Origin of the sequence: Chryseobacterium luquanense, assembly GCF_026460945.1 — a bacterium.
GTDB lineage: Bacteria > Bacteroidota > Bacteroidia > Flavobacteriales > Weeksellaceae > Chryseobacterium > Chryseobacterium luquanense.
Genome location: NZ_JAOVZV010000010.1, coordinates 1 through 26,953 on the forward strand (window position 1 = coordinate 1; position 26,953 = coordinate 26,953).

The window sequence follows — 26,953 nt, forward strand, 5'->3', positions numbered from 1 at the left end:
GAAGCGATAAAAATGTATAAAAAATCGGTTGAGCTAAATCCGAAGAATGAGAATGGTAAACAGATGCTTTTGAAAATTGAAAATGAAATGAATGAATAATATTTTTCTAAATTTTAAAAGTTTCGGCGGCACCGCAGGTGCCGCCGAAACTTTTTCATATACTAAGGGCATTTATTGAATCAAATTTTCAATCGCTTTCATAACCTCAGCCGGTTTTTCAGTTACTGCTCCCAAATGATCTGCGGTAAACTCTAAAAACTGTTTGGGTTCAGGAGCATTTTTATAAACTTCTTCGCCTTGAGAAAAAGGAACAGTTTTATCATTTTTGCTATAGATAAAAAGTTTAGGAAGTCCTTCTGTAGCTTTAATATCTTCTTTCGCCGAGTAAACCGATGCTAACATTTTAGCAAGAGCATCTTTAAACTGAGGCGCAAAAACAGCCGCAATATCTGCAAACGAAGACATTCCGCCATGCGATAATCAATCCTGAGATTTTATCTTTATTGTTTTTCGCTAAATGAGCTGAAATCTGAGAGCCAAGAGAAGCTCCATAAATCAAAATTTTAGTGTTTTTAATTTCCTTACGGTTAAGCATGGTATCAAAAAACTTTTGTCCGTCTGCAGCAACATTGATATGCGTCGGAATTCCTGTTGATTTTCCATAACCTCTGAAATCGACCATTGCAACCTGAAATCCTGCTTCAACCAAAGGCTTAATCATAAAAACATACGTTGCGACATTTCCACCTGCTCCATGAAAAAACAGAATTGTTGCTTTAGGTTTTGCTGAGGCTGGTTTTAGAAAAATCCCGGTAATCGTATCTTTTTCAACTGGAATAGAAAAGTTTTCATATTTTAGTTCAATTGGCTTTAAAGTTTTGCTTGGCTGATAAAATTTGTCATCAATTTGAGCTTGAAATAATTGAGTAAAAATTACAAATAGAAATGTGATAATAGCTTTAGCTTTCATAATATTGTTTTTAATTATGAAGCAAATATAGGTACGATGGCCGTTTCACGCAAAATTAAATCACTGAAGTGTTACTTTTTATCACTGAACTGTCATCGAAACTACAACTCAATCATTTAATTCTGAAAAATTTATATTTGTATATAGTACGACTAATATTTAAAATCTTAATAAGATATTATCCTTGCTTTGGAAATCATGATAAAACTTTTAAAAACTAAACCATGTACACAGCAATCTTTACAGCTATTATATTAATCTTGTTTGTTTTGAAAAAGAAAAATGAAAATATTTCTTTCAATTCAATTGTTTTAAGAACAGTAGTGACGCTTTGTGTAACAGGAATTTTTATTTATCTATCCGAAATAATCGTAACATATACGTATGACTATTTTTTTGCTAAAAAGTATGAGGCTAAAGTTGTAAAATATGAGTACACAGAAGGAGATTCAGATTCCGGTCCGGTACCGATTGCCATTGTAGAATTTAAAAATGATAAAAATAAAATCCTGCAAAAATCAACAGGTTACGGAACGAGCCATCCTATCGCAATAGGAAAAACAATACAAATATCTTATAATGAAGGGGATAAATATGTAAGGAATTTAACTTTCAGCGAAATGAAACTGATGGTATTTTTCATTATATTTTTTTTCGGAATATTCAGTATTGCATTTGTTGCGGTTGTTATGAATGCATTCGGCAAAAATTTATTTGTAATATGGCGGCTTGTATCAATTATATTAGTTTATGTAGTATTTCCTGTTTTTTTGCTATTATTTATCGTAATCCTATCTCAGGTAATTTGGACGTATTTCTACAGCGAAAAAAATGATGTTTCAATTTTGGCATTACTGATAAGCGGTGTATTTTTAATTATACTTGTAACTTTATTTCTTGGGTATATTGCAAATCGCTTTGGAAAACTTAAAACTTATCTTAAAAAACCGAAAAAAAAGCCAATCAAATCATTTGATTTCAATAAGCGGATTCCAAAATAGAGTTTTAAAATTTTTCACTTTGAAATTGTCAACTACAATTCCTTCTGCTTCTAATCTTGACTGAAATTCTGGAACAGATAAAGTTCCCGAACTCGATATGACACGATGAGCCGGAACATCTTTCGGGCAACCGCCCATTGCTTTTCCCACATGACGGGAATGGTTCGGAAAACCAACAGCTTTTGCAATGGCACCGTAGCTTGTCACTCTGCCTTTCGGAACTAATTTTGTGATTTCCCAGACTTGCTGTTTGAAAATTTCATTCATTTTATTTAAGTAATAATCAAATGTAAGAAAATATGATTTACTCCGGTAAACTTTGCCGAGGTTATTATCGTTTCGCGGCTTAATCTTAACAAGGTAAAAAAGCTAAAGTGAACCAAGTAATTTTAAAGTTCAGAGAAATCACGCAAAGAAGTTTAACACAATTTTATCATAGATTAAAATCCAAAAGGCATTATTGTTGTAAATTGAAGCAATGAAATAAAATATAAATATTATGTCAAATTTTAAAGGTAAAGTAATTATAGTTACAGGAGCAGCGATGGGATTAGGATTAGCAGCAGCAGATTCTTTAGCATCAAAAGGAGCTGATTTAACTTTGGTTGATTATAACACAGAAGCTTTAGAAAAAGCTAAGGCAGAATTATCATCAAAATATCCTGAGAGTAAATATTTAACAGTTACTGCAGATGTTTCTGTTGAGGAAAATGTAAAAAACTATGTTGACGCAACAGTAAAAGAGTTCGGAAAGGTAGACGGATTATACAACAACGCAGGAATTGAAGGAAAACAGGCGCCATTAATCGATTACGATATCGATGTTTTCAAAAAAGTAATCGACATCAATCTTTTAGGAGTGTATTACGGAATGAAGTATGTAATCCCTGAAATGCAGAAAAACGGTGGCGGAAGAATTGTGAATGTAGCTTCTGTTGGAGGAATCAGAGGGGTTTTAAATCAAACCGCTTATGTTGCCACCAAACATGCTGTTGCGGGTATGACCAAAAATGCAGCTTTAGAATACGGAAAAGACAATATTCTCACGAATGCAATTGCTCCCGGAGCGATTTTAACGCCAATGGTTGCCGAAGCTTTTAATCAGGTAAATCCTGCAGATCCGAAAGCGGCTGAAAAAGAATATGCTTCAAGAAATCCTACCAGAAAATTGGGAGATCCGAAAGATGTAGGAAATTTGGTCGCTTATTTATTGAGTGACGAAAACGGATATGTTTCAGGACAGGTAATTGCCATTGACGGTGGTGAATCGAATATGTACGGAAACCCATAATCATAGGTAATCAGTAATGATTAATAAGTAATAATTGCCTGCTGAAATGTAGGCAATTTCTGTTTTTTCTGACTGCTCTAAACTTCCTGCTTTAACATCCATTTTCCAGCTTTCCAAAAACTGCACAATTTTTGAATTTAAATATTAAAGATTTGAGTTATGAAAAAGTCCGTATTTAGATTTTTAAATAAAATCAACAAGAAGATATTACCGAAGTTAAGTGATAAAGATCCGTTGAAATTGACAAAATTTCAGAAAGGAATTATGGCTTACAAGTATTTTGTGCTAATTAATTCTTTGGATTGAATTATTCCCATAGATTGCACGGATTCTCATCGATTTTAAAATAATCAGCTTAATAAACTTAATCAAAAATCAATCTATTGATTCTTAAATGATGTAGAATCTTGCTTTAATTTTAAAAAAACTTAATGTTTAAAAAATTAGCGAGTAGCAAACTATTTAATTTTTGCAATCAACCTCCTGCAAACCTCGTACAAAGGTTTTTCAATTAACAGATAAATAATAATTGAACAAATCCAAAGCAGTACAAAATTTTTGTCAGGAAGATAAATGTAAGATTTGAGTTTCATATTGAAATAGCTCAAATGAATCAGATAGAAAACAAAAGAAGCATTTCCAAGCAAAATAAAAAACTTCGTCGAAAGAACATTTGATACCCACGTTTTTTCCTTCATCAATCCCCAAAAGAAAATGATAATTCCGATGGGTAAAAATAATTCATGAATTACTCTTCCTTCCCAACGTTCAACACCGTGTACGAAATTGTTTCTGGCAAAAAATCGAATACAAAAAATTAAAATTAAGATAGAAATTCCGCCCCAAAGTGTTGGTTTTTTAATCTTGTTTAAAAATTGAATTCCTTTTTCTTGCTTCATTAAATAAGCGAGCAACATTCCGAAGAAAAACTCAAGGCTTCGTCCGAAAAAAGTGCTTCCAATCATAAATTGTAAAGGATATAAAAATCCTTTTGGATTACCGTTAAATTCTTTTAAACCAACTCCAACAGCCCATCCTAAAAGGAAAAATCCGATTAAAAAGAGAATGCAATATTTCCAGCTTTTCTTTAATAACAAAAATAAAAACGGAGCCAAAATGTAAAAGAAAAACTCAACAGTTAATGACCATGCCTGAACAATCCCGGAAACTGAATATTTTTCAAATAGTGAGTAAAACAAAGAATATTGTAGAAAATAAGTATCAACTCCTTTTGAATATGAAGTATCGAGAAAATATAAACTCAGCAAAATCCAGTACAAAGGAAAAATTCTGGCAATACGAAGCAGAATATATTTGAGATAAGATTTTTTAGATTCTAAAGGTTTTTCTTCATATCGGTAAGCTAACAAAAATCCGCTCAGAACAAAAAATACAGTCACTCCGATATGCCATTCGCTGATGAAACGCATTATTTCAAAAGGTAAATCGTTGCGCCAGTATTTTCGGTTGTGATAGACAAAAACCATCATAGCGGCAATGGCGCGCATTCCGGTTAAAGCATCGAATTTATTTTTCTGAAGGGTTTCCAATTAGGATAAAATATAAAGTGTAATAGTCTTTTTGAACACGAAGTTTAATAAGCTTTGTGAGTACTATATTCTAATAAAAAGCAAAAAGGCTTAATAAATAAGCCTTTTAAGTATAATAAATTTTTAATTCTAAAAATTAGTTTTCCAAAATGTAAGAGAACATCAACGGTGCACAGATTGTAGCATCACTTTCAACGATAAATTTCGGAGTTGTGATATCCAGTTTACCCCAAGTAATTTTCTCATTCGGAACTGCTCCTGAATACGAACCGTAAGAAGTCGTAGAATCTGAAATCTGACAGAAATAAGACCAGAACGGAATATCATGCATTTCCATATCCTGATACAGCATCGGAACCACACAGATCGGGAAATCACCTGCGATACCTCCACCAATCTGGAAGAAACCAACTCCTTTTCCTGCTGAGTTCTTCGTGTACCAATCTGCCAAATATGTCATGTATTCGATACCAGATTTCATTGTTGTAGCCGTTAATTCACCTTTGATGCAGTATGAAGCGAAAATGTTACCCATGGTAGAATCTTCCCATCCCGGAACAACGATTGGCAAATTAGCTTCTGCAGCAGCAATCATCCAAGAATTTTCTCTAGGAATTTCGTAATACTGCTCCAAAACTCCCGAAAGAATCATTTTGTACATGAATTCATGCGGGAAATATCTTTCACCTTTTGCTTCAGCATCTTTCCAGATTTCAACAATATGTTTCTGTAATCTTCTGAAAGCCTCTTCTTCAGGAATACAAGTATCTGTAACTCTGTTCAAACCTCTTTCCAAAAGATCCCACTCATCCTGAGCTGTCAAATCTCTGTAGTGAGGAACTCTTTCGTAGTGAGAATGCGCTACAAGGTTCATTAAATCCTCTTCAAGGTTTGCACCTGTACAAGAAATGAAATCTACTTTTCCCTGACGGATCATTTCAGCCAAAATTTTCCCTAATTCTGCTGTTGACATCGCTCCTGCAAGCGTAATCATCATTTTCCCACCGTCTTTAAGGTGTGCAACATACCCTTTTGATGCATCTACCAAAGCTGCAGCGTTGAAGTGCAGATAATATTTTTCTATGAACTCGGTAATCGGTTTGCTCATTATTTTAAAATTTTCACAAAGATAAAATTTAAAAACGGAATGTAGCGGATGCTGCTAAAGAAACTCTGCTTAAACCTTCTCTGTTTTCTTCACCCAAATCCAGAACCTGTCCGTTGTATGAAATTTTTCGGAGTGATCCTCCCGAAAGCCCAATTTTAGGACCAATCAAAATGTGCTTGTTGATTTCATATTGGTAAGCGAAATCAACTTCTGCACCAAGCGTATTTCCCTTTCCTTTTATATTTCCAGTCTTTGTCGTATAGCTCATTGCTCCTAATGATGCATCTAAAAGGAATTTATGCTTTGTCGGTTGATCAAAGTTTGTCACTGTAAAAGATGGACCGTAAAAATTGATTGCATCTTTTGTACTTACTACTGCACTGGTTGTTGTTCCCATATTGTCGACTACACTCAATCTTCCTGTATGAGAAGCGCTGTAATTGGAATATTTAAAACCAATCTGCACTCCGTTTTTAATTTCATAGCGAAGTGCGATATCGAAATTGGTTCCGCTTTTAAGACCTTTAATGTAGTTGCGCTCTTGTGGAGATAAAGCCGATGAGATTTTGTTGACTCTCCATGCGTAACCAAATGATGGTGTAAGTGATATTTTCTGAGAAAATGCAGCTGCTGAAACTGAAAGCAAGCTTATTGCGAATAGTTTTTTGATCATTATTTTTACTTATAATGGCAAAAATAATATTTTTCTATCAATAGAGAATTAAATACTAGTTAAAATTTAAATCGTCTGTTTTCTTTTTTGTCTGAAATTTTCTTTTTGGAATCTAATCTTTTCTGAACTTTTGCCTTCGAAGGTTTTGTTTTATATCTAATTTTAGGAACAATGATAGAATCATTTACAATTTCTAAAATTTTATCGGTAGCAATTTTTTTATTCTGCAATTGCGTCCTCGATTCTGAAACTGTAAGCTGTAGAATTCCATCTAAGTTGATCCTGTTTTTAAGTTTAGTAAAAATTAAATTTTTCTGAAAACCATTAAAAAAATCAGAATCTTCTACCTTCCACATGACCGTGACAGAAGTTTCTACTTTATTTACGTTTTGTCCGCCTGCGCCACTGCTTCGGGAAGTTTTAAAATTAAGCTCTTTACTAAAATCTCTCATCATATTGTTTTAATAATTTACTTTTTCTCAAAAATACTTTTTAGCTCCGACCTATTTACCTTTCCATTAGGAGTTCTTGGAATTTTTTCTACAAAAATAATTTCTTTAGGCTTATGAAATTTTTGTTGATAGTTAATTATTGATAGTTTTTGGTTAATTAATTCAGATTCTTTACCTTCAATAACTAAAATCAACCTTTGTCCCAGACTTTCATCTTTCATCCCTAAAAATACAGCTTCATTCGGAATTTCTTTTTTTACTAAAGCTTCAAGCTGCTCGGGAAATATTTTTGCACCTCCGGAATTAATCACATTATCAATTCTTCCTAAATATTTAAATTGATTTCCATTAGTGATCTCAACCAAATCATTTGTCTGCAGAATTTCGGAATTAAGTTTTGGAGCATGAATTTTGAGACAACCTTTTTCATCCACAGAAATATTAATTTTTTCAAAAACAGTAAAATAATCATCATATTTAGGATAAATTTCCTTTAAAGCAATATGGGAAAGTGTTTCAGACATTCCGTAGGTTTCGTAAATTTTGGTTGACGAGTGGAATAGTAGGAGAGTTTGAGTAATTTTCTTTTTTAAAGATTCCGAAACTGCTGCACCTCCAATAATTAGTTTTTTAATAAAATGAATTTTATCTAAAGAATTTTCAACCTGCAAAGGTGTCATCGCACAAAAATCTATTTCTTGATCAAGATTTTCTAAAGGTTTTAAAGATGAGTCAGATATAAATAACTTTAATTTTCTCTCAAAAGAACGTACAATCATCATTTTCCCAGAGATATATTCTACCGGAAGACATAATAATGCCGTGTCATTATTTTTCAATTCCAAAAAATTGCACGTCATTTCTGCTGAGTTCAGCATCTTTTCTTTTTCAATTTCAAAAATCTTAGGAGCACCGGTTGATCCCGAAGTCTGAACTTTCACCGTTTTTGAATCTGATAACCATTCTTCAACGAAAAAAAATACTTTTTTTTCAAATTCGGATTTAGGATGTAAATTATTAATTTCGAGATTATTGAATTCGACCAGCATAATTCAGGCAGTTATTTTGTTATGTAAATTTAAACAAAAATTAAAAAATGATTTGCAATTAAAGAAAAAAGCTTTAAATTTGCATCACTAAAGAAACAGACCCATGGTGTAACGGTAGCACTCTGGTTTTTGGTACCATCAGTTGGGGTTCGAATCCCTGTGGGTCTACAAAAAAGCAATCTTCTGAACACCAGTTGATTGCTTTTTTTTATTTTGAATATATCATAAGGAATATAAATATTGACGCAGTATACTCTGAATTTCTGCTACATTATCAATTCATATGATTCACATTTAAGATATTGTTTTTAATATTTTTTATTTCAACAAATTCTTTAAAAGGACTATCATAATAAGTTTTTAAACTTTCAATTATTGTATTATCCACATTGTTATCAAACTTCCTTGCAAAAAGATGATTTCCTTCCAATAGAAAACCTAAATCAGTTTGAGTGAAAGTTTTAGGACGCAATTTGATATCTCCATCCGGAATCCAGATAATTGCTCTTTTATCATCATTTATCAATGTTCCTGCGAAAGATGTATTCATTAATACAGTTTGAAAAAATGATTCATCAGCAATTAATGTATTTAAATAATAATCTTCAAACTTTTTCACCTCTACATTGTTGGTGATAAATTCACAGCAATTTCTGGTCAAAATCATCCACTGTCCGCCAATGTAAGGAATCACCCCTTTCATAAAATCTCTTTTATGAGTCTTATCTGAAATTTTATCCTCTAATTCTTCAAAATAATTCTCAATCCTATTCATTGTTTCAGGTCTGCTTTTTTCCTGATCAGCAATTTTTATATAGTTTTTACCATTATTTTTTGATAAAAAGTTTTTTATGATTTCCTGTGATTTAAGTGGGAAATCCTGACCGCTTAAATTGATGAAATAATCCCATTTTTTATTCATTTCCAGCAGATATTTCATTCCATCCAACTCTGCCTGAACCATACTGTAGCCACCCCAAATCACATTTTCGCTATCAAGAATATGTACGTTAAGATAATCCTTTAGAAAGTTCTTTACATCTTCACCAATTTGCTGACTTGCTTTTTTGTCAATATGGATAAGATAGAAATTAGAAGAATCATAAATAGCCTTGAAAAGTTTTTTGAATTGATTGGGTAGACGGTGTACCAAAATAAGGTATGCGATACTTACAGATTGTATCGGCATATCAACAATGCCGCTTTCGCTGATGCAAACATTTTTCATTTTATATAATTTAAAAATTATGAATGCTTACAACTTATTTTATAAAGTATTAATAGACATTTTTATAAAAATACGATAATTAAATCACATTCTTAATATTAAATATGCAAAAGACAGATTGGGATTTTGATTGATCTCTGAAATATTTGAAAAAAGTACATATTTTTTTTGCAGTTTTAGAAATATTTAATAGATTTGCACCACTAAATAAAACAGACCCATGGTGTAACGGTAGCACTCTGGTTTTTGGTACCATCAGTTGGGGTTCGAATCCCTGTGGGTCTACAAACCACTCTTTTTAAAGAGTGGTTTTTGTTTTTTTATAATAATGAAATTTTGGTTCGAAAAAGCAATCATCCTAGTTTCGTAAAACTAGCCCAGATCGAAACGGTATCCTTTTTTTTATTGAAAAGAAAATAGGGTTGGATAAAAAAGATATAGTGGAGAGCTGGAAAAAGCTTCAAATAAAAAAAATCTTTTCGATGTAGTGAAATAGCTCCTAAAAACTTGCTTTTACCTGCATACTTCCAATGTGAATTGTTCTTTCACCGGAATTTCTTCCTTCATAATTTAAATTCAACTGTAAGAAAGAGTTGATTGCCTGTTGAATAAACACGCTCCAAACCTGGTTTTTCCCTGGTTTTAATCCATCGAGCATTTGGTTTCCGACAATACTGAAGCTGTTTCCAGTAAAGTCATTATTGATAAATGAGAAGTTTCCTCTGATGGATGTTTTCTTTCGCTCCCATTGAATGGTTCCTGTAATATCAAACGCTTTTAAAAGTTCTTCACCGTCTTTTCTCTGTTTTTCGCGGTAAGCCGATGAGAATTCTGCCTGAATGGCGTCTGTGAATTTATAAGTCGCTTTTGGTTTTGTCTCGAAATTATTAAGTCTGTAATCTCTTGTCGTAAATAATTGGGATGAATTTTTCAAATCGTGAACGGAATTTTCCCAATCAACCCTGAATTCTTTATTAAACCAATATCCGATATTCACGAAGTGAGAAGTCTGATTACGCTCTTCGTTACTGAAATTGGCATTGATAAGGTTGTCATTTTGTATGAAGCGGTAATTTCCGTTCCAACCAGATTTTTCGGTAGGATTAAACTGCATCGACATCAAAATATTCTGGTTTTTAAGAATTTGATTTTCACCTTTTTCAAAAGGATTCAAAACCAAAACTTTATCTTTTTTATAGAATGAATTTTGAGAATTTAGTGAAATATTGAAATTCCAACGTTTTAAAAACTTATTTTCAGAACTGAAAATCACCGCAGGATTTACGAATAAAGCCAGCTGTAATTTGTTTTTATTAGACGGAATATAGCGTACTGAATTGGTATAAACTCTGATGTATTGCGCCAAATCCGAATACTCTGCAATTTCAAATTCGTCAAGTTGTTGTACTCCGTCACCATTATAATCCGTCCATTTATAAATTCCCTGTCCATCAGTAACTTTAATGTACTGAAATTCTCTTTGCGCTTCCTGTCCGTTTCCTAACTCGTAAAATGCCTGAAGTCGCATCCCGTTTTTGAAAAGCTGTTGATTGTATAAAATATTTCCAACCACAAAATCTTTATTCTGATTGATATCTACATCATCATTTTTATAGAAGAATTTTCTGTAGTGGAGTAGTGCGTTTAAAGTTGTTTTTTCAGTTTTAATAATCTGGCTTTCTGCCATAAAACCTAAAATCCTGTTCATGTTTTGAAGTCGGTTGTCACGCACCGAGTCATTATCTCTTACATAAACTTTAGATAAAAGTTTTGTTCTTGCGCTGTCACCGATTTTCTTTTGTACGAATAATTCTTTCCAGCTGAAACTCGTTACATCCATCAAGCCGGTGTCGTTGTACTTTTTCTCATTATGTTCCATGCTTCCGCCGACTGCCCAACTTCCTTTTTTGCCGGTATATTCAGTTCCTGCTCCTCCACGAATGAATTTTGTGTCCTGAAGAATAGCATTGGTATTCAGGTAAGATAAATTTCCTTTTGTGTTGAATTTTCCTTTAATCCATCCAAAATCAAGATCATTTTTTGTTCCTTTATAAGAATCCTGTTCGTCAAGATAATTGATTCTGTAGTTTAAAGTTGATTTGTTATTCCATTTGTTTAAAAAGCTAAAAATAAAACGGTTTTGCGTTAAACCATTAAATTCTTTGGCCAAGTTGAAGTCACGTGAGAATTCTACATCATTGATTCGATCTAAAATATGGAACTGTTTATCGATATATTGATATTCAAAACTCGGAGTTCCTTTCCAACTATTCTTTGTAAATGTTTTATTTCCGAAAATTCTTGCAGCGTACCCTAAATTTTGGTCTGAATCTTTTGAAGAAAATAAATTGATGTCATAGTTACTCATCGAAACATCCGCACCGATTTTTCCATCCTTCAACAGATATTCAGAATTAAAAGTATAAACCTGAGCTTTTTGTGGGGAAGGAAGTTTTCTTACTGCTCTATAGTCTCCCTGATTTGGACCAACGTATTCGAAAACTCGCCCGTTATTGGTAGTTTGAGTTAACTTATAATCTCCCAAATTTGCTCCAAAATAAGTAAATGAAACCTGATATAAGGTTTGTGTGGCATCTGTTGAAAATTGGTAGTAGTTTCCATTAACTCCTGGAACAAGACTGTATAAGATTTTATTTACATCAAATTCGGCAACGACTCCGGAAGGCGCATACATTAAATTGGAATCATTTCCCGCATCTGCTAAAATCTGCTCGTCTTCTTTTGATAAATTTAAAGCTAGCGGAGCATTTTTATTGTCATTTTCCATGAACCAATTCAATCCGATTCTTAGTTTTTCTCTTTGATGCTGAAGTTTTCCGGTAAATAAATATCTGGAATAATTTCTATTTGCATAATTAAATGAAATCGTAATGAAATTCTGCTGAAATATCGGTCGGAAACTGGTAAATGTAACCTCTCCCGTATTATAATTAATAATGTAATCCTGATTTTCTCCACGTTTCATCAAAATACCGTCGATAAAAACCTGCTCCGAGCCTGAAATCAAAGTAATAAACTGTTCGCCATTTTTCCCTGTTAAACGATAAGGTCCCTGATTTCCTTCAATCCCCTGAAAACGGATTCTGTGAAATTCACTTCGGGCAACACCCGCTGAAATATCTACAAAAGTCTTGTTGTCGGTTCCAAACTGGGTCTGAAACTGAATTCCCATACTTCGACGTTGGTATTTGGCGAAATAATTCTTGTCATCTACAAGATCTAAATGTCCCGCTCTAAGAATAGATTTATCCTTAATATTAAGCTGCATATAAATTTTGTCAAATTCCTCCAAAGTCTGCGTGTAACCATCTGCCTGAATCGGTAGGTTATGATCTGAAATACTGGCTAAAACAGTAACATCTTTCGATAATTTTCCGGAAATCTGAAGATCCATTGAGCTTTGAACCGATTGTCCCTGATTGTTACCAAAAGTAATTCCTCGAATGATGGAACCTTTAGAATTTAGCTCTCCTAAAAATCTTTTGGAATCATTTTTAGCTAAAACAGCTTCATCAACAATAATTCGGTTGCTGGTTTTTACAAAATCCATCGTGTCTTTCGCAAAAATATCCTGTCCGAATTTTAAAGCAAGAATACTGTCTTTCTTCTTTGTAAATATACTGTCATTCTTAGCTGAGGCGGAATCTTTTGGAATATTGGGATTTTTCCATGTAAATATTTGGGCATTATTCGATGATAAGCCCATGAGAAATACGAAGAATATCAGTATAGAATTCCGCAATCCTTTAAAAATAATTTGTAAAAATAGCTAAAAAATGTGAGTGACACGGCTATTAGCATTATTAACAGAAAATTAACCTTATTATTGTCTCAAATGAAAAAATAGCCTTATTTTTGCTATGTAAATTATTAATAATTAAAAATTAAGTTATGAAAAAGATCTTTACAGTTTTAGGAATTGTTGCAGTTGCTACATTTGCAAATGCACAAAACTTAATTACAAATCCAGGTTTTGAATCTTGGGATGCAACTACTACCCCAGCAAAACCTACAGGTTGGACTTTCGTAAGTAACACAGTAGAGCAAGGTACAGGAGCTGCTTTTGTTCATGGTGGTAATAGTTCATTAAAAGCTGTAACGGAAGCTACAGGAAGTCTTAGTTCTTATATTGACGTTCCTGCAACTGCAAATACAACCTACACGCTTGGCTACTGGGTTTTAGACAATGATGCTAATGCAAGAGGAAGAGTTTGGGTTCAAGCAAGAACAGCAACTGCGAACCTTACTTGGACTGGAGTGGGAAATTTTCAGCCTAGCGCATATAGTACAGATAATACAGCTTGGACATTTGTAACTGCTACCGCTACAACTCCTGCTAATACAGAAATATTAAGATTTGACCTAAGAACTTATTCTGTTGGTTCTGGTTTAGGAACAGTTTATTATGATGATGTGAATTTACAAGTTGGTGCTACATTGGGAACTGCAGAAATTCCTCATTCAAAACACAGATTAATTAAGTTTTCTGTAGTAGATTCTAGCTTAACTTTTGCTACTAAATCTGCAGTTGAGATTTACGATGTTAATGGTAAAATAGTAAGAAAAGCTGATGTTAATGACAATACTACTCTTAATGTTAGTGATTTAGCTGCAGGAGTTTATTTTGTAAAAGGATTAGCAAACGGTTCTCTTTCTTCTCAGAAATTTATTAAAAAATAAAGTTTTAACTTTTATATCAATATAAAGCCGCCTATTCAGGGCGGTTTTTTTGTATGTATTGCATATTTTTATTTATTGATAATTTAATAGATGTGGTATATTGTTGTTTATTTGGTATTAATTTTGCTTAAATTACATTAAACCAATCAAAATATCACGTTATGAAAAAAGTATTTACTTTTATCGGGCTAGTCTCGATAGCAGCATTTTCTAATGCTCAGATTGTAATTAATGAAATCTATTCTGGTGGTGGAATCTTAGGAGCCGCTATTACCAATGATTTTATAGAACTGAAAAACATTGGTGCTTCCTCGGCTTCTCTTAACGGGGCAACTCTTCAATATGCCTCTTCAACAGGAGCTTTTACACAGTACAATACCTTACCCAATGTCACTCTTGCTCCCGGACAAACTTTCCTTGTTCAGCATGGAACTGATGGATTTGGAGGATTGATTAATCTGATAAATCCTAATCTCATAGTTAGCGTTTTGCTTAATTTAGACGGGTCTCCTGCTGTTGGAGTAGGAGTAGGTCTTGCGCTTACATCTGGAAAAGTTGCTTTGGCAAGTAATACAACACAGGTTACGGGACCTACAGCTTCTAATGTTCTCGATTTTGTAGGATATGGATCAGCAAATCAATATGAAGGAACTGGAACGGCTCCATCACCAACTATTTTAAATTCAATCACAAGAACAAGTGGAGATACGAACAATAATTCTGTTGATTTTACAGTGACATTACCAACTCCACAGTCATCAGGAACTTTAGCAGTGAATGATGTAAATAATGCTAAACGGTCTGAATTTATCAAAAATTCTTTGGTGAAAAGTGATGAGATTACTTTCGGAGCTGATGTGAAAGATGTAAAAGTTTATACTTTATCTGGTCAATTAGTGAAAACTTCTTCCATAAAAGCCAACGGAACTTTAAATGTTGCTGAACTAGCTGAAGGTAATTATATTGTTACAGGAACTATAAATAATCAATTGGTTTCTCAGAAAATTTTGAAAGATTAGTTTTTTATTACTACACATTTATAAAAGCAGCTGTCATTTGACAGCTGTTATCTTTGGTTTAAGATTTTTTTGATATGTCGAAAGTTTTAGTACATCTTTAATCATCTTGCTGTGATGAAAATTTTTTTTGATGGTGATTTATTTTTGAGTTTTCAAGTGAAGCTTTATAAGTTTTAAACTTACCTTGATGAATTAATAAATTTACCTTAATAAGTTAGATATTGATAAAATGACTTTAAATAGGTGGAAATACGCAATAATCGTCATTGATGTGAAGAGAACTTTTAAAAAAAATACAGTGTGAATTGTTTTATTTAATTTTAATATAGTCTTTAAATTTTTTGATCTTAATCTATCGATGTTTTATATTTAAAGTGATTAAAAAAATATTAATTCTTCTATGTATGATTTTTGTAAGATTATTTTACCTATTTTAGATGCACAATAATCAACAAAATTTTTAACTATGAAAAAAGCAATTATCTTTTTGAGTATCCTTTGTGGACTAAACGCAAGTGCACAATCTTCTTGGTCTTTAACCGGAAACTCGGGAACCAACCCACAAAATAATTTTATTGGAACTACAGATGCTAATAATTTGGTATTTAAGACTAATAATGTGATAAGATTTCAAGTTACAGGTAATGGGTCTAATGTTTTTTATGGTGCTGATGTAATGGGCAGGTTCGCAAATTACATAGATGATATTTCCATAGATGGATTTAGAGTTTTAGATGAGATGAATGGGTATAATTATATGCGCGTTGATGGCAAAAATAAGATTGTATATTTACAGGAAAAACTAGGGAAAGTTGTCATAGGATCTTCAACTTTGGCAGATTGCTCCGATTGTAATGAATACAAGCTTTTCGTAAATGAAGGTATCCGTACAGAAAAAGTAAAAGTAGACATTGCGGCAAATAATGGATGGGCTGATTATGTTTTTGCAAAAGATTACAAATTGATGCCATTAAAAGAATTAGATCAGTTTATCAATAAAAATGGTCACTTACCGGAAGTTCCTACTACAGAAGAAGCCATCAAAAATGGGATTGAGCTAAAGGAAATGAACATTCTTCTCCTGAAAAAAATAGAAGAGCTTACGCTTTATACAATTGAGCAGCAAAAGAGAATTGAAGCGCTAGAGAACAAATCTAAATAATTTATATAAAATTAAAAATATGAAAAAATTTTATATAACATTATTTTTGTGTTTATCCCTTTTTGGGTATTCACAGGGTGAGAATGACCATTGGTATTTTGGTAATAAAGCTGGCGTTAATTTTTTTGGTCTACCTACACCGATAGTGGATAGCGAAATGCCAACGTATATGCAACCGGTTGGAAGCATCAGCGACAGTGATGGTAATCTGCTTTTTTATACAGATGGTAAAAATATCTGGAACAGAGAACATCAGATTATGCCGAATGGAACTCTTAATAATTTTGGGTCTTGGACGTATGGTAGCCAACTTTCTATTTCAAAACACCCCGGTAACCCTAATCTTTATTATATTTTTACTCCGGTTCCTATTTATATTAATGGTGGTATTTCAAACGGAATAAGCTCCTATACTGTTGTTGATATGTCATTGGGTAACGTTGTGAATGGTATTCCTCTAGGTGATGTAGTACCAAACCACAACTCATTACCTTTAATGGATGAAAATAATTTGCAATTTGCAGCCAATAATGTGAATATTGTTAAACATTCTGATAATAAATCGTATTGGGTAGTTATACCAAATAAGACGAAACTTTACAGCTATTTAATAGATGATCAAGGCTTGATTAATACTCCAGTAGTAAGTAATATCCCTGCAAATATTCCTAATTATTCGCCAACTACACACCCTTCATATCTCAAAATCTCTCCAAAAGTAAATGTAAGTAATAATTTTTCTAACTATATGTATGTAGTATATTGGGGAGGAGTGAACTCAAGTGATTGGGCAAGTAGTAAAGTTTTGTCATTTAATAATGGTACTGGGAAAATAACGACTGATTTCGTTCTTGATATTACAACAAATCCTGGCGCAGGATCGTGTGGAGAATTCACACAAAATGGTTCAATACTTTATGTTGGTTCAAACGGAAGCTCCATTGTGCATGGTATTAATATGGTTAATATTTCACCAAGTTCTATCAATTATTATACTTTACCAATCAATTATTCTTCATCTTCTGAAGGCCCAATGGATATGCAAAGAAATAAATATGGACAGATTTATATGCCGTTTGAATACAATAATCAGTATTTAGCAAGAATTAATAACCAAAGCATTTATAATAATGCGAATGTAGATATTTATGGTTTATATCTAAATGGAAGAACAGTGGGGCGTAATCTTCCGCAATTTGTACAATTTACCAGTAAAATAGGAGTATGTATTCAAGATATTTCACTTACATCACCAGAACCTAATTTTGCTTATGTATATAGAGCTTCTAATTCAATAAACACAACAAATTACTCGGTGGCTCCAAATCAAAATGTTGAAATGAAAGCAGGCTCCTTTATCATGCTTACTCCGGATACTGAGATAAAAGGCAAGTTTTTAGGTAAAATTGAATGGTGTAGAGTTGGCTCCTATAGAGAAAGTTCTCCAGAGAATTCCGCATTTGATCAACCAATGAGATTATCACTAGATTTACGAACAAAGAGTATTGTTGAAAATAAAATTTTAATTTCTCCTAATCCTACATCAGATATTTTGAATATTAAATCAGATTCAAAAATTAACAATGTATCTGTTGTTGATATGAGTGGCAGAAAAATAAATGTAAGATTAGACGGTGAAAAAGTAGATGTGAAAAGTCTTCCATCCGGAACTTATATGATAAACATTGAAACTAAAGATGGTGTTTCTACACAGAAATTTATTAAAAAATAAATATTATTTGAAAAACAAAAAAACAGCTGTCAATCGACAGCTGTTTTTTGTTTTAATACCAACCTCTCCTCGCTGCATTAATAATTGTACTTAGGTTTAAAACTAAAGTATATCGTATTCTTTTTCCGTAATCTTTGAAAGCTGGCTCGAAACCTAAAGAAGATTGTACAGGAAGAAATATTTCTAAGAAATCCGGAATAACTCTTACTTTCAAACCACTGTCCCAGATAAATTGTGTCGGGTTATTTTTGTTTTTATACAAACCTGCATCAGCGTAAACATGAAAGATTTTCCAAACGCTGGAATCTACATTAAATGATGTGATAAACTGATTAGCCGTTCCTGGAATAAAAGATTTAAAACCACCATCGGCCAAAATATATTGTTGAGACAAAACACCGCTTGTTGCACTTTGTCCTAAAAGATTGTATGAGAAAGAATAATCGGAAACTCTTGAAATTCCGTAGTCAAAAGTATTGTTTCGGGTTTCGTTTCTGGCAAAATATCCGGCGAAAAGTCTTAAACTCAGTTTCTGTCTTGGTGCAAATTCCCAACGGTAAAAACCTTCAGCTGTAATTTTATTATAATCTTCCATTCCCTGCGTACTCAAACTGAAACTTTTCTCATGAATCATCTGATTATCGGTGTAACCATAACCAACTGTCCAAAGATTATACTTGCTGTAATCATCTTTTGCAATCATTTTTGCATTAAGATCTCGTTCAAAATAAGTGTAAGAAATTCCCAAACCACGACTTACCGTACTTCTAGGATTTTTTCTGAAACTAATATTGGTAGAAATTGAATTCTTCTGATAAGCCAAATCATAATCATAATGAAAATACGATCCTGAAACTCCAAAAGTTAACCTTTGAATAATACTTTCAGCCGGTAAAAAAGAGTAAGCAACAGATCCTGAGCCTGTCATTTTCTGTGTTCCGGTACTGTAATAAGGGGTGAAAGAATATAAAAACTTCTGATCAAAAAGCGATTGGTTTTTAAAGTTCATCCCAATCAAAAATTTATCATAAGTATTGGAAAAACGAATTCTTGGGTTCAGATAAATTTCGTTAAACTCAGGATTAGGAATATCTTTAATCAATTTAAGTTTAATCTTTTTTGCATTCGAAAACAAACCTTTTGTATAAAGAAAATTATCACGGTAATTCGATTCCGGGAAGATGTAATCGTTGTTTAATGTAATCTTGTAAATGTCTTCTGAGGGAAGATTGACGGTTTTTAGTCTCTCGTTTTCTTCGGTTTCAATCCAATAAGAAGTTCGTGTTCCGTCTTTGGTCTGCGTTTCCAGCTTTACAGGGATTGCTTCATCAGTATTTTTTACAATTTTAATATTTAGAGAATCATCTTTCACTCTGAAGTTTTTTAGTCTGAAATTGACTCTGTTTTTCTGTTTTAAAAATCCTTTTAAATAAGATGTTGGAGATTCTTCTTGGGCAAGTTTGTCGAGAAAATCTTCAGGATTTACTTGTCTGTCTGTATTTTCGGAAATATAGTTTTTTAGTAAACTGTTAAATTTTTCTGCACCCATTTTGTCTGCAGAATAGCTGAAAAGAGTTCCTGTTTCAAAACTACTGATTGCCATATCGTTGAAATTACTCAAAACCGCAAAAGGCTCATCGATTTTCTGATCGAGATTCTGCGACATAATATATTGATATGCCAAACCATATCGATCCAATAACTTTACTCTTGAAGCGTGAAACCATTTTAAAGGTTTAATTCCTAAAACATCTGTTTCAGGAAGATTTCCCAAAAGTTTTTTGTCTCCGTAGAATTTCTTTAAATATTGTATTTCAAGATATGATTTTAAACCATTTTTAAACCAATGATTCTCCTGTTTATCAGTAATAATGCTTTCGTCAAGAATTTTTTTAGAGATAATTCCAAAATAATCAAGGTCTGTATTTTCGGCATCTGAGAAAAGTTTAAACCTGAATTTCCAAAATTTAATATCATTATTTCCAAAAAAATCTTCTTTGGCTCTGAATTTTTCAGAAATAAACAACTGCTCTGGAATAGAACCAATTTTATCTTTAATAAACCTCAACTGCAAAGGAAGGTAAAACTCAAGATTCTGAATTTCCTGTTGACTGATATTGTAACCAAATTTTATTTCAGTTTTAATATCATCGGAATTGATTTTTATCGTCGGAAAATTATTATTAGTAATAATAAATTCAGGATCAGAATCTAAATAACCTTTAAATGAATTGGGCTGAATCTGCTGAAGATTGCTTTGTACAAAAGAATTTGCAGGTGTTTTAAAATCGACATTCCAATAGGTATTGAAATTCACTGATTCTTCAATGTCATGATAATCTCTTTTAAAACTGTTCTCAGAATCAAAATGATCAGGAACGATAAAGAAATATTTTAGTGCAATATCTTGTGCAGAAGTTCCGTAACCGGTAAACTTTTTGTCTGGAAGCTGCATTTTATATTGAAGTTGAAGTTTGATGCTTTTTCCGGGTTGTAAAGATTCATTTAAATGTAAAAATAAGTTTTCCTCAGAAATAGTATTCAATGAAAGAGGTTGATTTTCAGAATTTTTAATATTTAATTCTAAAATTTTTCCCAGTTCTTCCTGTTTTGCAAAATGAAGACTGTTATTTCGGTCTTCCAACTTTCTGTAAACCAAAGAAGTTCCTCTTTTGTTGTAAGCGGCAATCCAATTGAGAAGTTTTATACTGTTTAAATCTTTATCAGAATGGTTATGATACACAATTTCCTGATTAACTTCAAGAGTTTTTCGGTCATTAGATAACTTTGCCTGAATATAAATGCTGTCTTTTTGTGCAGAAACCTGTACAATTCCCCAAATCAAAAAAAGACCTATGCTAAACTTTTTCAAAATATTGATAAAAAATCAAATATAACTTATTTTAGATGGAAATGTTATGATTTTTAGTTAAGATTTTTCAAATTAAGAAAATTATTTACCTTTTTCTCTGAAATGAAAAATGCTCTCAAATAATGAGAGCATTTTGGTAATTTATTTATTTTACAATGAAGCTAAGTATGCTTTCCAACCTTCATTTTTATAATTAATTGCGGCTTCTGCAGGATTTTCAGATTTGTAAATTCCTCTTCCAACAATCATGAAATCGGTATGCAGGGTTTTAAAAACGTGTTCCGGAGTATTGTATTGTTGACCTTTCCCGTCTCCCGAATCTGCTAAATTTACTCCTGGAGTAAACAATAAAATTTCATCTGGAAGTGCATTTTGAGAAACTCCACCAATTACATTTGGGTGAGAAAGAGCTACTTTCAAAGCTTCTTCTCTGTAATTATTGGTCGTTAAAGTTCCTTTTGAAGACATTCCGATGATTGCAACTACACCAACATTAGTGAAGCAATCTAAAGATTCAAAACCACCGATTACCTGAGAAGTTACAAAATCTGCCCAATCTGTAATTTTGAAAACTCCGCTTGTAAACTGTAATTCCTGAGTGTTTCCGATGTCGGCAAATTTTCTGTCTTCCATTAATAAAAACTGATGTTTTGCAGCCAATTCCTTCAACGGAATAATCGTATTCTGATAATCGAAATCTGAAATAATATCGATGTGCGTTTTTAAAGCAATAATATGTGGACCAACATTTTCAGCTAATTCAAGTAACTCCTGAGTTGTCGTTACATCTGCCGACGCAATTAGGTTTGATTCTTTTGCTAAAGCAGTTTCTAATAATTTTTTTGAAACAGAATGTTGTGCAGCTTCAAATTTTTGCTGATAAGAAAGTCTTGTTTTTTCTTCAAATTGAATATGATTTCCCTTCAAAAAATCCTGAATTCTTTTAACTTCTTCATCGCTCAATTCACCATTTTCCTGAAGAATTGTGCAAACTTCAGAAATATTAAATAAAGTATGAACTCTGTAACCTTTGCTTTCCAAAAGCTGTTTTCCACCTTGTTCTCTATCTAAAACAACAACGATGTCTGCAACTTTTAGATCTTCCTGCTCAACTTCGGCAATGGTTTCTACCAAAGATTTTCCGGAAGTAATCACATCTTCTACCAAAAGACAGTTTTGCCCTTTTTGATAAATTCCTTCAATTAATTTTTTTGTTCCGTAGCTTTTTGCTTCTTTTCTTTTAATAATTAATGGGATATAGCTTTCCAAAGACATTGCTGTTGCCATCGGAAGTGCAGCGTAAGGAACTCCGCAGATCAAATCGAAATTATCCAAAGGAAGCATTTCCAATAAATAATTGGCAAGGTTTTTTAAAATTTTAGGATCAGACGCCAATGGTCTTAAATCTACATAAAACGGACTTTCAATCCCACTTTTTAACGTAAATCTTCCAAATTTGATGATGCCCAATTTGTAACATTCCAAAAAGAATTCTTTCTTACTTTCCATTAATTTTTTATTAGATAGTGCAAATTTAAGAATTTGATGTTTAAAGTCAATTGCGAATTATGAATTTTGCTTGAAAAGAAATTTTTTAAAATTACCATTAAGAGCATTAAAAGTTTAAAAATTATTAAGAATCAATAGTTGATTTAAAAATAAAGCTTAATGATTTACTTTAGTTAAACTTAAAAAATCTGAATTGATTTTATTTTTAAAAATTTAATTTCCTTAATGATTTAAAAATTTCATCTTCATTAAAAATACTTATTTATAAGAAAAAACATCCCCGAAAGGATGTTTTGTAAATTATTAAACGATATCTGCGTCTATTATTTTCGTACCGTCTACTGTATATTTTTGTTCAGCTTCCCAAAGTAAAAACTTATCTACTTCCCGTATGAGTTTCGGAATTGCCAATGATAAAACTGCCAAATCATCTAAAACTCCCGCTACAATAATAAAATCAGGGATGATATCAATTGGGGAAATTACATATAGAAGACCTACCAAGGGTAAAATCAAATCTATCGATTTTACAGGATAAGATCCCTTTCTCCACATATTTACCATTCTGAAAATATCAGGTATTTTTTTTACGAAGCCTTTGTGGGCTATTGCCTCTTTAGCAAGATTGAGTTTTGAATATTTCATTTTTGTGTTTGCTTTTTTTAAAATAATTTTCAACTCTGTAAATTTCGCAAAATTTATACCAAATCAATATAAATTTTAGTTAAAGTTTATTTAACAATATTATCTATGAATTGATGGATAGATTCTGCGTCCCAATCAGTTGCGGCATCTTCTTTAATTAAAATCCTTCCGTTTTGGTCTAAAAGAAACGTTGTAGGAAATGCTTTCGGAAGTATTTTCTCCGAGATCGGACTCTGTGCAATATACACTGGAACCGTATAATTATTCTCTTTCAAGAATGCTCTTACTTTTTCTTCGTCATCCTTCATTGCAATCAAAACAAAATCTACGTGACCTTTTCTTCTGTCGTATAATCTCTGAATTGACGGCCATTCTTTCCGGCATGGAGGACACCAGGTTCCCCAAAAATTTAAGAAAACAGGTTTGTTTTTAAAGTTTTTCAGATTCGTACTTGGTACGTTGATTCCCTGCAAATCTACATCATAATCATCCTGACTGATGTGAACCGCATTTTCTATTGTTGCTACAGGGAAAAATTGATCTTTAAGAAAATTTCTGATTCCCGGAACTAAAAAAACAGCTCCCAAAATGACAAGAATAATAACGTATGTAACCAGTTTTTTCATATTTACTATTTTACAATAATTCTAAAATCTCCTGAATGGCATCTTTTCCTCGGTTTCTTGAGTAATAAACCTGTAAATCGTTATAAAAAGTTTCTCTTGGATATTCTTCAGGATTAGCTTTAAATTTTAATAATAATTCATGGCCGAATTTTGGACGAGGTCCCCAAGAATTTTTTACTTCAAAGTTTTCATCTAAAATAATAACTTTCGGAATAGATTCAGTTCCGTTGGTTAAAAACTGATTGATTAAACTTTTATCGCTGTCTCTTAAAAAGATTTTCACTTCATTATAACCTTCAAAAAACTTCGCTAAAGCGGGAACTGTTGCACTTGCATCACCGCACCAACCTTCAGAAATAATTAGAATTTTTCCGTTGAAATTTTTAGATTTCAATTCATTAATTTGTTCTTCATCTATTACAAATTTTTTCAACGTTCTGTCCATTCTCTGGATTCCCAATTCGTAATACATTTTATATTCAGAATCTTGCGGAGTCGCAGGATTTTGTAGTCTTTCTTGTGCAATCTGAAAGTATTCTTCAAATGAGATTGCTTTATCCCAGTAATTTTTCATTACTAAATATTTAAAATTGATTAATATTTCTCGTTTTATTGATCAGAAATAAGTCGGCCAAAACAAATGCCGCCAAACTTTCAACAACCGGAACAGCTCTCGGAACTACACAAGGGTCGTGTCTTCCTTTTCCTTCTACAGTTACTGCATTTCCGTCTTTGTCAACGCTATTTTGAGGTCTTAAAATAGTTGCTACCGGTTTGAAAGCAACACGGAAATAAATATCCATTCCATTAGAAATTCCACCTTGAATTCCACCGGAAAGGTTTGATTTTGTAGAAAAATCGGTATTAAATTCATCATTATGTTCACTTCCTTTCATTTTTGCACCACAAAATCCGCTTCCGTATTCGAAACCTTTGCAGGCGTTGATGTTGAGCATTGCTTTTGCCAATTCAGCCTGAAGTTTAGAAAAAACCGGTTCACCGATTCCTACGGGAACATTTTTGATAACACAGGTAATTGTTCCGCCAATCGTATTGCCTTCTTTTTTGATTTCTTTAATTTTTGAAATCATTTTTTCGGCAGTTTCAGCATCGGGACATCGTACTTCATTATTTTCCGTTTTAGAAAAGTCTAAATCCTGATAAGGTTTTACACAGAAAATTTCGCCAACCGAAGAAACATAAGCATTGATTTCAATATCTTTTAAAAATTGTTTTGCTAAAGCTCCTGCAACTACCCAATTGATGGTTTCTCTTGCAGAAGATTTTCCGCCGCCACGATAATCTCTAATGCCAAATTTTTGATCATACGTAAAATCTGCATGACTTGGGCGATAAGAATTCGCAATATGGTCGTAGTCTTTTGATTTTTGATTTTCGTTCTCAATCATAAAACCAATCGGAGTTCCCGTCGTTTTCCCTTCGAAAATTCCTGAGAGAAATTGTACAGTGTCACTTTCTTTTCTTTGCGTAACGATTGCTGACTGACCTGGTTTTCTGCGGTCTAATTCGTATTGAATTTTTTCAAAATCAACTTCCAAACCAGCAGGAAAATTATTAATGATTCCGCCATAAGCTACGCCATGACTCTCGCCAAAAGTAGTAAGGCTGAGAAGATTACCTAAAGTATTGAACATAGTACAAAATTACCGTTTTTTATTCAGATAATAAAGTCTTTGATGATCGGGTTATTGATAACTCTTTTTGATGATTTCAATGGTTTTGTCGAGTCCTTTTTTCTCTTCAGCGTTGAGCTTTTTCCAGATAAAACCTTTTCTTACATTGTTTTTGTCGATTGGTTGTGGGAATATCCCTAATTTCTGATAATCCATCACATAGCTTTCTGAAATTGCGGGAATAAGCGTGTTAAAATTGAAAGGATATTGTTTGGAAATATTGAATTTTAAATCTCCTACTTTATAAGAATTGTATTTATTATAATCGTAATTGGACGGTATTAAAAGCTGCTTTACTTCAAACTGACTCATAAATGTTCCCACCCGAAAACTTGGTATAAACTTCTGAATGAGATTTGGGAAAGAAAAAATTCCAACAGCAATTACTATCAGAAATGATGAAATTAAAATTGAACTTTTCTTGTTTAAATGTTGAAAAAGAACAACAAAAAACATCACGAAAAAAACATCAATAAAAAATCTGTATTGCGCAGAAAAAAGTAAAATTAAAAAGCTTTTAATTAAAATTGAAATACAAATTAAACTAATTATTTTATTTCTTTTAATTATTGAAAATATAATGAAACCAATTAAACTCACAATAAATAAAATGTTGATGATTGATTTTATTCCTTTTAAAAATAACCAGTTTTTAATGTGATCGAACCAGGAGAATTTTAAAATTTCTGCATAAGTATATTGTTCGTCGTAGGTTTTTACCAAGGCAAATTGTGATGAAGCTTTTAATAGTTCAGGATTAGCTTTCCAAGGGATTTCACAATCAAAAAATGTGGTTGGAAAAACAGGATATCCGAATGTCCAAAGATTTTTAATAATAAATAATATAAAAATGAACGACCCGAAAATGAGTTTTTTATATTGAAATTTTGAATTGAAAATAGAGTAGAGCAGAATGAAAATCGGCAACCAAATGACTGTAGGTTTTATGGCAAAAGTGAAAATCGAAAATGCAAATAGGAAAGACAGATTTTTGTTCCCCGATAAAATTTCATTTAAAATAATTAAAGAAAATACGATAACTGGTAAATCCGGACTTGGAGACTGTGTAAAAATCAATAAGACGGGTATGAAAATCAATTGAATCCAGCTTTTGTTTTCAATAATATAAAGCCCGTAAATGATTAGTAAAACAGTATTAAATTTAAAAAATGGGTCAGAAAAATTACTGAATCCTGCCTGGAAAATATGCCAAACCGACATTTGCCCTAAAATTAAATCCAGATTTGAAATTCCTTTTACCAAACCGTATTCTGTAAGCCATTTTATCGTAGGAATATAATAACCGAAATGGTCTAGAATAAAAGGATAAAAAGATCCGCAAAATAGAATTGAAATTGTGAGAACTCCAAAAATGGTTGAATTCTTTTTTGAAAATTGATGGAAATTTAAATGAAGTTTTTCTTTAAAAAAGTAAAAAAGTCCAATCAATATTATCGGGATTTCGATGTATAAATTCAAAGGAATGAAAAATGCTAAAATAGTGAAAATTAATCCGATTGAAAGTATTCCTGTCAGGATTTTCCCTGAGATTCCATTCAGCTTTTTCCCAAAGAAATTTTCCATCAATTTTCCCCAACCTATTAAAGTTGAAATCAGAAGAATTGAGGAAAATAAAATTAAAAGCATAAAAAAAAGATTGCCTAAAAATAA

Annotated in this window: 24 protein-coding genes and 2 tRNA genes; 8 read left to right on the forward strand and 18 right to left on the reverse strand. The window is 32.3% G+C overall.

What is annotated here, in order from left to right; translation table 11 throughout:
- Positions 1-171 precede the first annotated feature (171 nt).
- Both OEA66_RS10140 and OEA66_RS10145 read right to left on the reverse strand, forming a co-directional pair.
- Positions 172-465 (reverse strand): alpha/beta hydrolase family protein, encoded by a 294-nt coding sequence (locus tag OEA66_RS10140; RefSeq protein WP_267281267.1) that lies wholly within the window; start codon positions 463-465, stop codon positions 172-174.
- A complete protein-coding gene (locus OEA66_RS10145; RefSeq protein ID WP_267281268.1) occupies positions 419-970 on the reverse strand; it encodes an alpha/beta hydrolase family protein in 552 nt (183 codons plus the stop codon). The genes OEA66_RS10140 and OEA66_RS10145 overlap by 47 nt, the downstream gene beginning before the upstream one ends.
- Before the next feature lie 224 nt (positions 971-1,194).
- Here OEA66_RS10145 and OEA66_RS10150 point away from each other — a divergent pair, with 224 nt between their 5' ends.
- A complete protein-coding gene (locus tag OEA66_RS10150; protein ID WP_267281269.1) occupies positions 1,195-1,971 on the forward strand; it encodes a hypothetical protein in 777 nt (258 codons plus the stop codon).
- Here the strand turns inward: OEA66_RS10150 and OEA66_RS10155 are convergent.
- Complete coding sequence (locus OEA66_RS10155) at positions 1,939-2,238, reverse strand: MGMT family protein (RefSeq protein WP_267281270.1); 300 nt, start codon at positions 2,236-2,238, stop codon at positions 1,939-1,941. The genes OEA66_RS10150 and OEA66_RS10155 overlap by 33 nt on opposite strands.
- A gap of 232 nt (positions 2,239-2,470) precedes the next feature.
- Between OEA66_RS10155 and OEA66_RS10160 the strand changes: the two genes are divergently transcribed.
- Positions 2,471-3,262: a glucose 1-dehydrogenase gene (locus OEA66_RS10160; RefSeq protein ID WP_267281271.1), complete on the forward strand. Its 792-nt coding sequence runs from the start codon at positions 2,471-2,473 to the stop codon at positions 3,260-3,262.
- Here OEA66_RS10160 and OEA66_RS10165 read toward each other — a convergent pair whose 3' ends face one another.
- From OEA66_RS10165 to OEA66_RS10190, 6 genes are all read right to left on the reverse strand, one after another.
- A complete protein-coding gene (locus tag OEA66_RS10165) occupies positions 3,263-3,388 on the reverse strand; it encodes a hypothetical protein (RefSeq protein WP_267281272.1) in 126 nt (41 codons plus the stop codon).
- Between the two features lie 332 nt (positions 3,389-3,720).
- Positions 3,721-4,812: an acyltransferase family protein gene (locus OEA66_RS10170; RefSeq protein ID WP_267281273.1), complete on the reverse strand. Its 1,092-nt coding sequence runs from the start codon at positions 4,810-4,812 to the stop codon at positions 3,721-3,723.
- 136 nt (positions 4,813-4,948) lie between these two features.
- Positions 4,949-5,920, reverse strand: a complete 972-nt coding sequence (locus tag OEA66_RS10175) for a deoxyhypusine synthase family protein (protein WP_236853006.1) — start codon at positions 5,918-5,920, stop codon at positions 4,949-4,951.
- Between the two features lie 28 nt (positions 5,921-5,948).
- Positions 5,949-6,593 carry a hypothetical protein gene (locus tag OEA66_RS10180; RefSeq protein WP_267281274.1) on the reverse strand — a complete coding sequence of 215 codons (645 nt, stop codon included), beginning with the start codon at positions 6,591-6,593 and terminating at the stop codon, positions 5,949-5,951.
- Positions 6,594-6,652: 59 nt separating this feature from the next.
- Entirely contained in the window at positions 6,653-7,045 is a 393-nt protein-coding gene (gene arfB / locus OEA66_RS10185; RefSeq protein ID WP_267281547.1) for an alternative ribosome rescue aminoacyl-tRNA hydrolase ArfB, read from the reverse strand.
- 17 nt (positions 7,046-7,062) lie between these two features.
- Positions 7,063-8,094, reverse strand: coding sequence for an AMP-binding protein (locus OEA66_RS10190; protein WP_267281275.1), 1,032 nt, complete (start codon positions 8,092-8,094; stop codon positions 7,063-7,065).
- A gap of 97 nt (positions 8,095-8,191) precedes the next feature.
- Between OEA66_RS10190 and OEA66_RS10195 the strand changes: the two genes are divergently transcribed.
- Positions 8,192-8,262, forward strand: a tRNA-Gln gene (locus tag OEA66_RS10195).
- Positions 8,263-8,368: 106 nt separating this feature from the next.
- On the opposite strand, the gene OEA66_RS10200 is transcribed toward OEA66_RS10195, so the two are convergent.
- Entirely contained in the window at positions 8,369-9,322 is a 954-nt protein-coding gene (locus OEA66_RS10200; RefSeq protein WP_267281276.1) for a beta-1,6-N-acetylglucosaminyltransferase, read from the reverse strand.
- Between the two features lie 214 nt (positions 9,323-9,536).
- Between OEA66_RS10200 and OEA66_RS10205 the strand changes: the two genes are divergently transcribed.
- Positions 9,537-9,607, forward strand: a tRNA-Gln gene (locus OEA66_RS10205).
- Between the two features lie 214 nt (positions 9,608-9,821).
- On the opposite strand, the gene OEA66_RS10210 is transcribed toward OEA66_RS10205, so the two are convergent.
- Positions 9,822-13,049 (reverse strand): DUF8818 domain-containing protein, encoded by a 3,228-nt coding sequence (locus OEA66_RS10210; protein ID WP_267281277.1) that lies wholly within the window; start codon positions 13,047-13,049, stop codon positions 9,822-9,824.
- A 185-nt stretch (positions 13,050-13,234) separates the two neighbouring features.
- Between OEA66_RS10210 and OEA66_RS10215 the strand changes: the two genes are divergently transcribed.
- The 4 genes from OEA66_RS10215 to OEA66_RS10230 all read left to right on the forward strand — a co-directional run bounded on the left by OEA66_RS10215 (position 13,235) and on the right by OEA66_RS10230 (position 17,936).
- Entirely contained in the window at positions 13,235-14,023 is a 789-nt protein-coding gene (locus OEA66_RS10215; protein ID WP_267281278.1) for a T9SS type A sorting domain-containing protein, read from the forward strand.
- A gap of 161 nt (positions 14,024-14,184) precedes the next feature.
- Positions 14,185-15,042, forward strand: a complete 858-nt coding sequence (locus OEA66_RS10220; protein ID WP_267281279.1) for a lamin tail domain-containing protein — start codon at positions 14,185-14,187, stop codon at positions 15,040-15,042.
- A gap of 466 nt (positions 15,043-15,508) precedes the next feature.
- Positions 15,509-16,204 (forward strand): hypothetical protein, encoded by a 696-nt coding sequence (locus OEA66_RS10225; RefSeq protein ID WP_267281280.1) that lies wholly within the window; start codon positions 15,509-15,511, stop codon positions 16,202-16,204.
- 19 nt (positions 16,205-16,223) lie between these two features.
- Positions 16,224-17,936, forward strand: coding sequence for a T9SS type A sorting domain-containing protein (locus OEA66_RS10230; RefSeq protein ID WP_267281281.1), 1,713 nt, complete (start codon positions 16,224-16,226; stop codon positions 17,934-17,936).
- 52 nt (positions 17,937-17,988) lie between these two features.
- Here OEA66_RS10230 and OEA66_RS10235 read toward each other — a convergent pair whose 3' ends face one another.
- The 7 genes from OEA66_RS10235 to OEA66_RS10265 all read right to left on the reverse strand — a co-directional run bounded on the left by OEA66_RS10235 (position 17,989) and on the right by OEA66_RS10265 (position 26,929).
- Positions 17,989-20,808 (reverse strand): gluzincin family metallopeptidase, encoded by a 2,820-nt coding sequence (locus tag OEA66_RS10235; protein WP_267281282.1) that lies wholly within the window; start codon positions 20,806-20,808, stop codon positions 17,989-17,991.
- Between the two features lie 150 nt (positions 20,809-20,958).
- Entirely contained in the window at positions 20,959-22,317 is a 1,359-nt protein-coding gene (pyrF, locus tag OEA66_RS10240; protein ID WP_267281283.1) for an orotidine-5'-phosphate decarboxylase, read from the reverse strand.
- A 303-nt stretch (positions 22,318-22,620) separates the two neighbouring features.
- Positions 22,621-22,962, reverse strand: a complete 342-nt coding sequence (locus OEA66_RS10245) for a DUF1232 domain-containing protein (protein ID WP_267267310.1) — start codon at positions 22,960-22,962, stop codon at positions 22,621-22,623.
- 86 nt (positions 22,963-23,048) lie between these two features.
- Positions 23,049-23,588, reverse strand: a complete 540-nt coding sequence (locus OEA66_RS10250) for a TlpA family protein disulfide reductase (RefSeq protein WP_267281284.1) — start codon at positions 23,586-23,588, stop codon at positions 23,049-23,051.
- A 10-nt stretch (positions 23,589-23,598) separates the two neighbouring features.
- Positions 23,599-24,162, reverse strand: coding sequence for a thioredoxin family protein (locus tag OEA66_RS10255; RefSeq protein WP_267281285.1), 564 nt, complete (start codon positions 24,160-24,162; stop codon positions 23,599-23,601).
- Between the two features lie 10 nt (positions 24,163-24,172).
- On the reverse strand, positions 24,173-25,243 hold the full coding sequence (gene aroC / locus OEA66_RS10260; protein ID WP_267281286.1) for a chorismate synthase: 1,071 nt from the start codon (positions 25,241-25,243) through the stop codon (positions 24,173-24,175).
- Positions 25,244-25,294: 51 nt separating this feature from the next.
- Positions 25,295-26,929: an LIC_10190 family membrane protein gene (locus tag OEA66_RS10265; RefSeq protein WP_267281287.1), complete on the reverse strand. Its 1,635-nt coding sequence runs from the start codon at positions 26,927-26,929 to the stop codon at positions 25,295-25,297.
- Between the last annotated feature and the right edge of the window lie 24 nt (positions 26,930-26,953).

What these genes read in the sequence shown, in the direction of transcription:
- OEA66_RS10140 (WP_267281267.1), bottom strand. Translation starts at nt 465, where the DNA reads ATGTCTTCGTTTGCAGATATTGCGGCTGTTTTTGCGCCTCAGTTTAAA.
- OEA66_RS10145 (WP_267281268.1), bottom strand. Translation starts at nt 970, where the DNA reads ATGAAAGCTAAAGCTATTATCACATTTCTATTTGTAATTTTTACTCAA.
- OEA66_RS10150 (WP_267281269.1), top strand. Translation starts at nt 1,195, where the DNA reads ATGTACACAGCAATCTTTACAGCTATTATATTAATCTTGTTTGTTTTG.
- OEA66_RS10155 (WP_267281270.1), bottom strand. Translation starts at nt 2,238, where the DNA reads ATGAATGAAATTTTCAAACAGCAAGTCTGGGAAATCACAAAATTAGTT.
- OEA66_RS10160 (WP_267281271.1), top strand. Translation starts at nt 2,471, where the DNA reads ATGTCAAATTTTAAAGGTAAAGTAATTATAGTTACAGGAGCAGCGATG.
- OEA66_RS10175 (WP_236853006.1), bottom strand. Translation starts at nt 5,920, where the DNA reads ATGAGCAAACCGATTACCGAGTTCATAGAAAAATATTATCTGCACTTC.
- OEA66_RS10180 (WP_267281274.1), bottom strand. Translation starts at nt 6,593, where the DNA reads ATGATCAAAAAACTATTCGCAATAAGCTTGCTTTCAGTTTCAGCAGCT.
- arfB (WP_267281547.1), bottom strand. Translation starts at nt 7,045, where the DNA reads ATGAGAGATTTTAGTAAAGAGCTTAATTTTAAAACTTCCCGAAGCAGT.
- OEA66_RS10190 (WP_267281275.1), bottom strand. Translation starts at nt 8,094, where the DNA reads ATGCTGGTCGAATTCAATAATCTCGAAATTAATAATTTACATCCTAAA.
- OEA66_RS10200 (WP_267281276.1), bottom strand. Translation starts at nt 9,322, where the DNA reads ATGAAAAATGTTTGCATCAGCGAAAGCGGCATTGTTGATATGCCGATA.
- OEA66_RS10210 (WP_267281277.1), bottom strand. Translation starts at nt 13,049, where the DNA reads ATGGGCTTATCATCGAATAATGCCCAAATATTTACATGGAAAAATCCC.
- OEA66_RS10215 (WP_267281278.1), top strand. Translation starts at nt 13,235, where the DNA reads ATGAAAAAGATCTTTACAGTTTTAGGAATTGTTGCAGTTGCTACATTT.
- OEA66_RS10220 (WP_267281279.1), top strand. Translation starts at nt 14,185, where the DNA reads ATGAAAAAAGTATTTACTTTTATCGGGCTAGTCTCGATAGCAGCATTT.
- OEA66_RS10225 (WP_267281280.1), top strand. Translation starts at nt 15,509, where the DNA reads ATGAAAAAAGCAATTATCTTTTTGAGTATCCTTTGTGGACTAAACGCA.
- OEA66_RS10230 (WP_267281281.1), top strand. Translation starts at nt 16,224, where the DNA reads ATGAAAAAATTTTATATAACATTATTTTTGTGTTTATCCCTTTTTGGG.
- pyrF (WP_267281283.1), bottom strand. Translation starts at nt 22,317, where the DNA reads ATGGAAAGTAAGAAAGAATTCTTTTTGGAATGTTACAAATTGGGCATC.
- OEA66_RS10245 (WP_267267310.1), bottom strand. Translation starts at nt 22,962, where the DNA reads ATGAAATATTCAAAACTCAATCTTGCTAAAGAGGCAATAGCCCACAAA.
- OEA66_RS10250 (WP_267281284.1), bottom strand. Translation starts at nt 23,588, where the DNA reads ATGAAAAAACTGGTTACATACGTTATTATTCTTGTCATTTTGGGAGCT.
- OEA66_RS10255 (WP_267281285.1), bottom strand. Translation starts at nt 24,162, where the DNA reads ATGAAAAATTACTGGGATAAAGCAATCTCATTTGAAGAATACTTTCAG.
- aroC (WP_267281286.1), bottom strand. Translation starts at nt 25,243, where the DNA reads ATGTTCAATACTTTAGGTAATCTTCTCAGCCTTACTACTTTTGGCGAG.
- OEA66_RS10265 (WP_267281287.1), bottom strand. Translation starts at nt 26,929, where the DNA reads ATGCTTTTAATTTTATTTTCCTCAATTCTTCTGATTTCAACTTTAATA.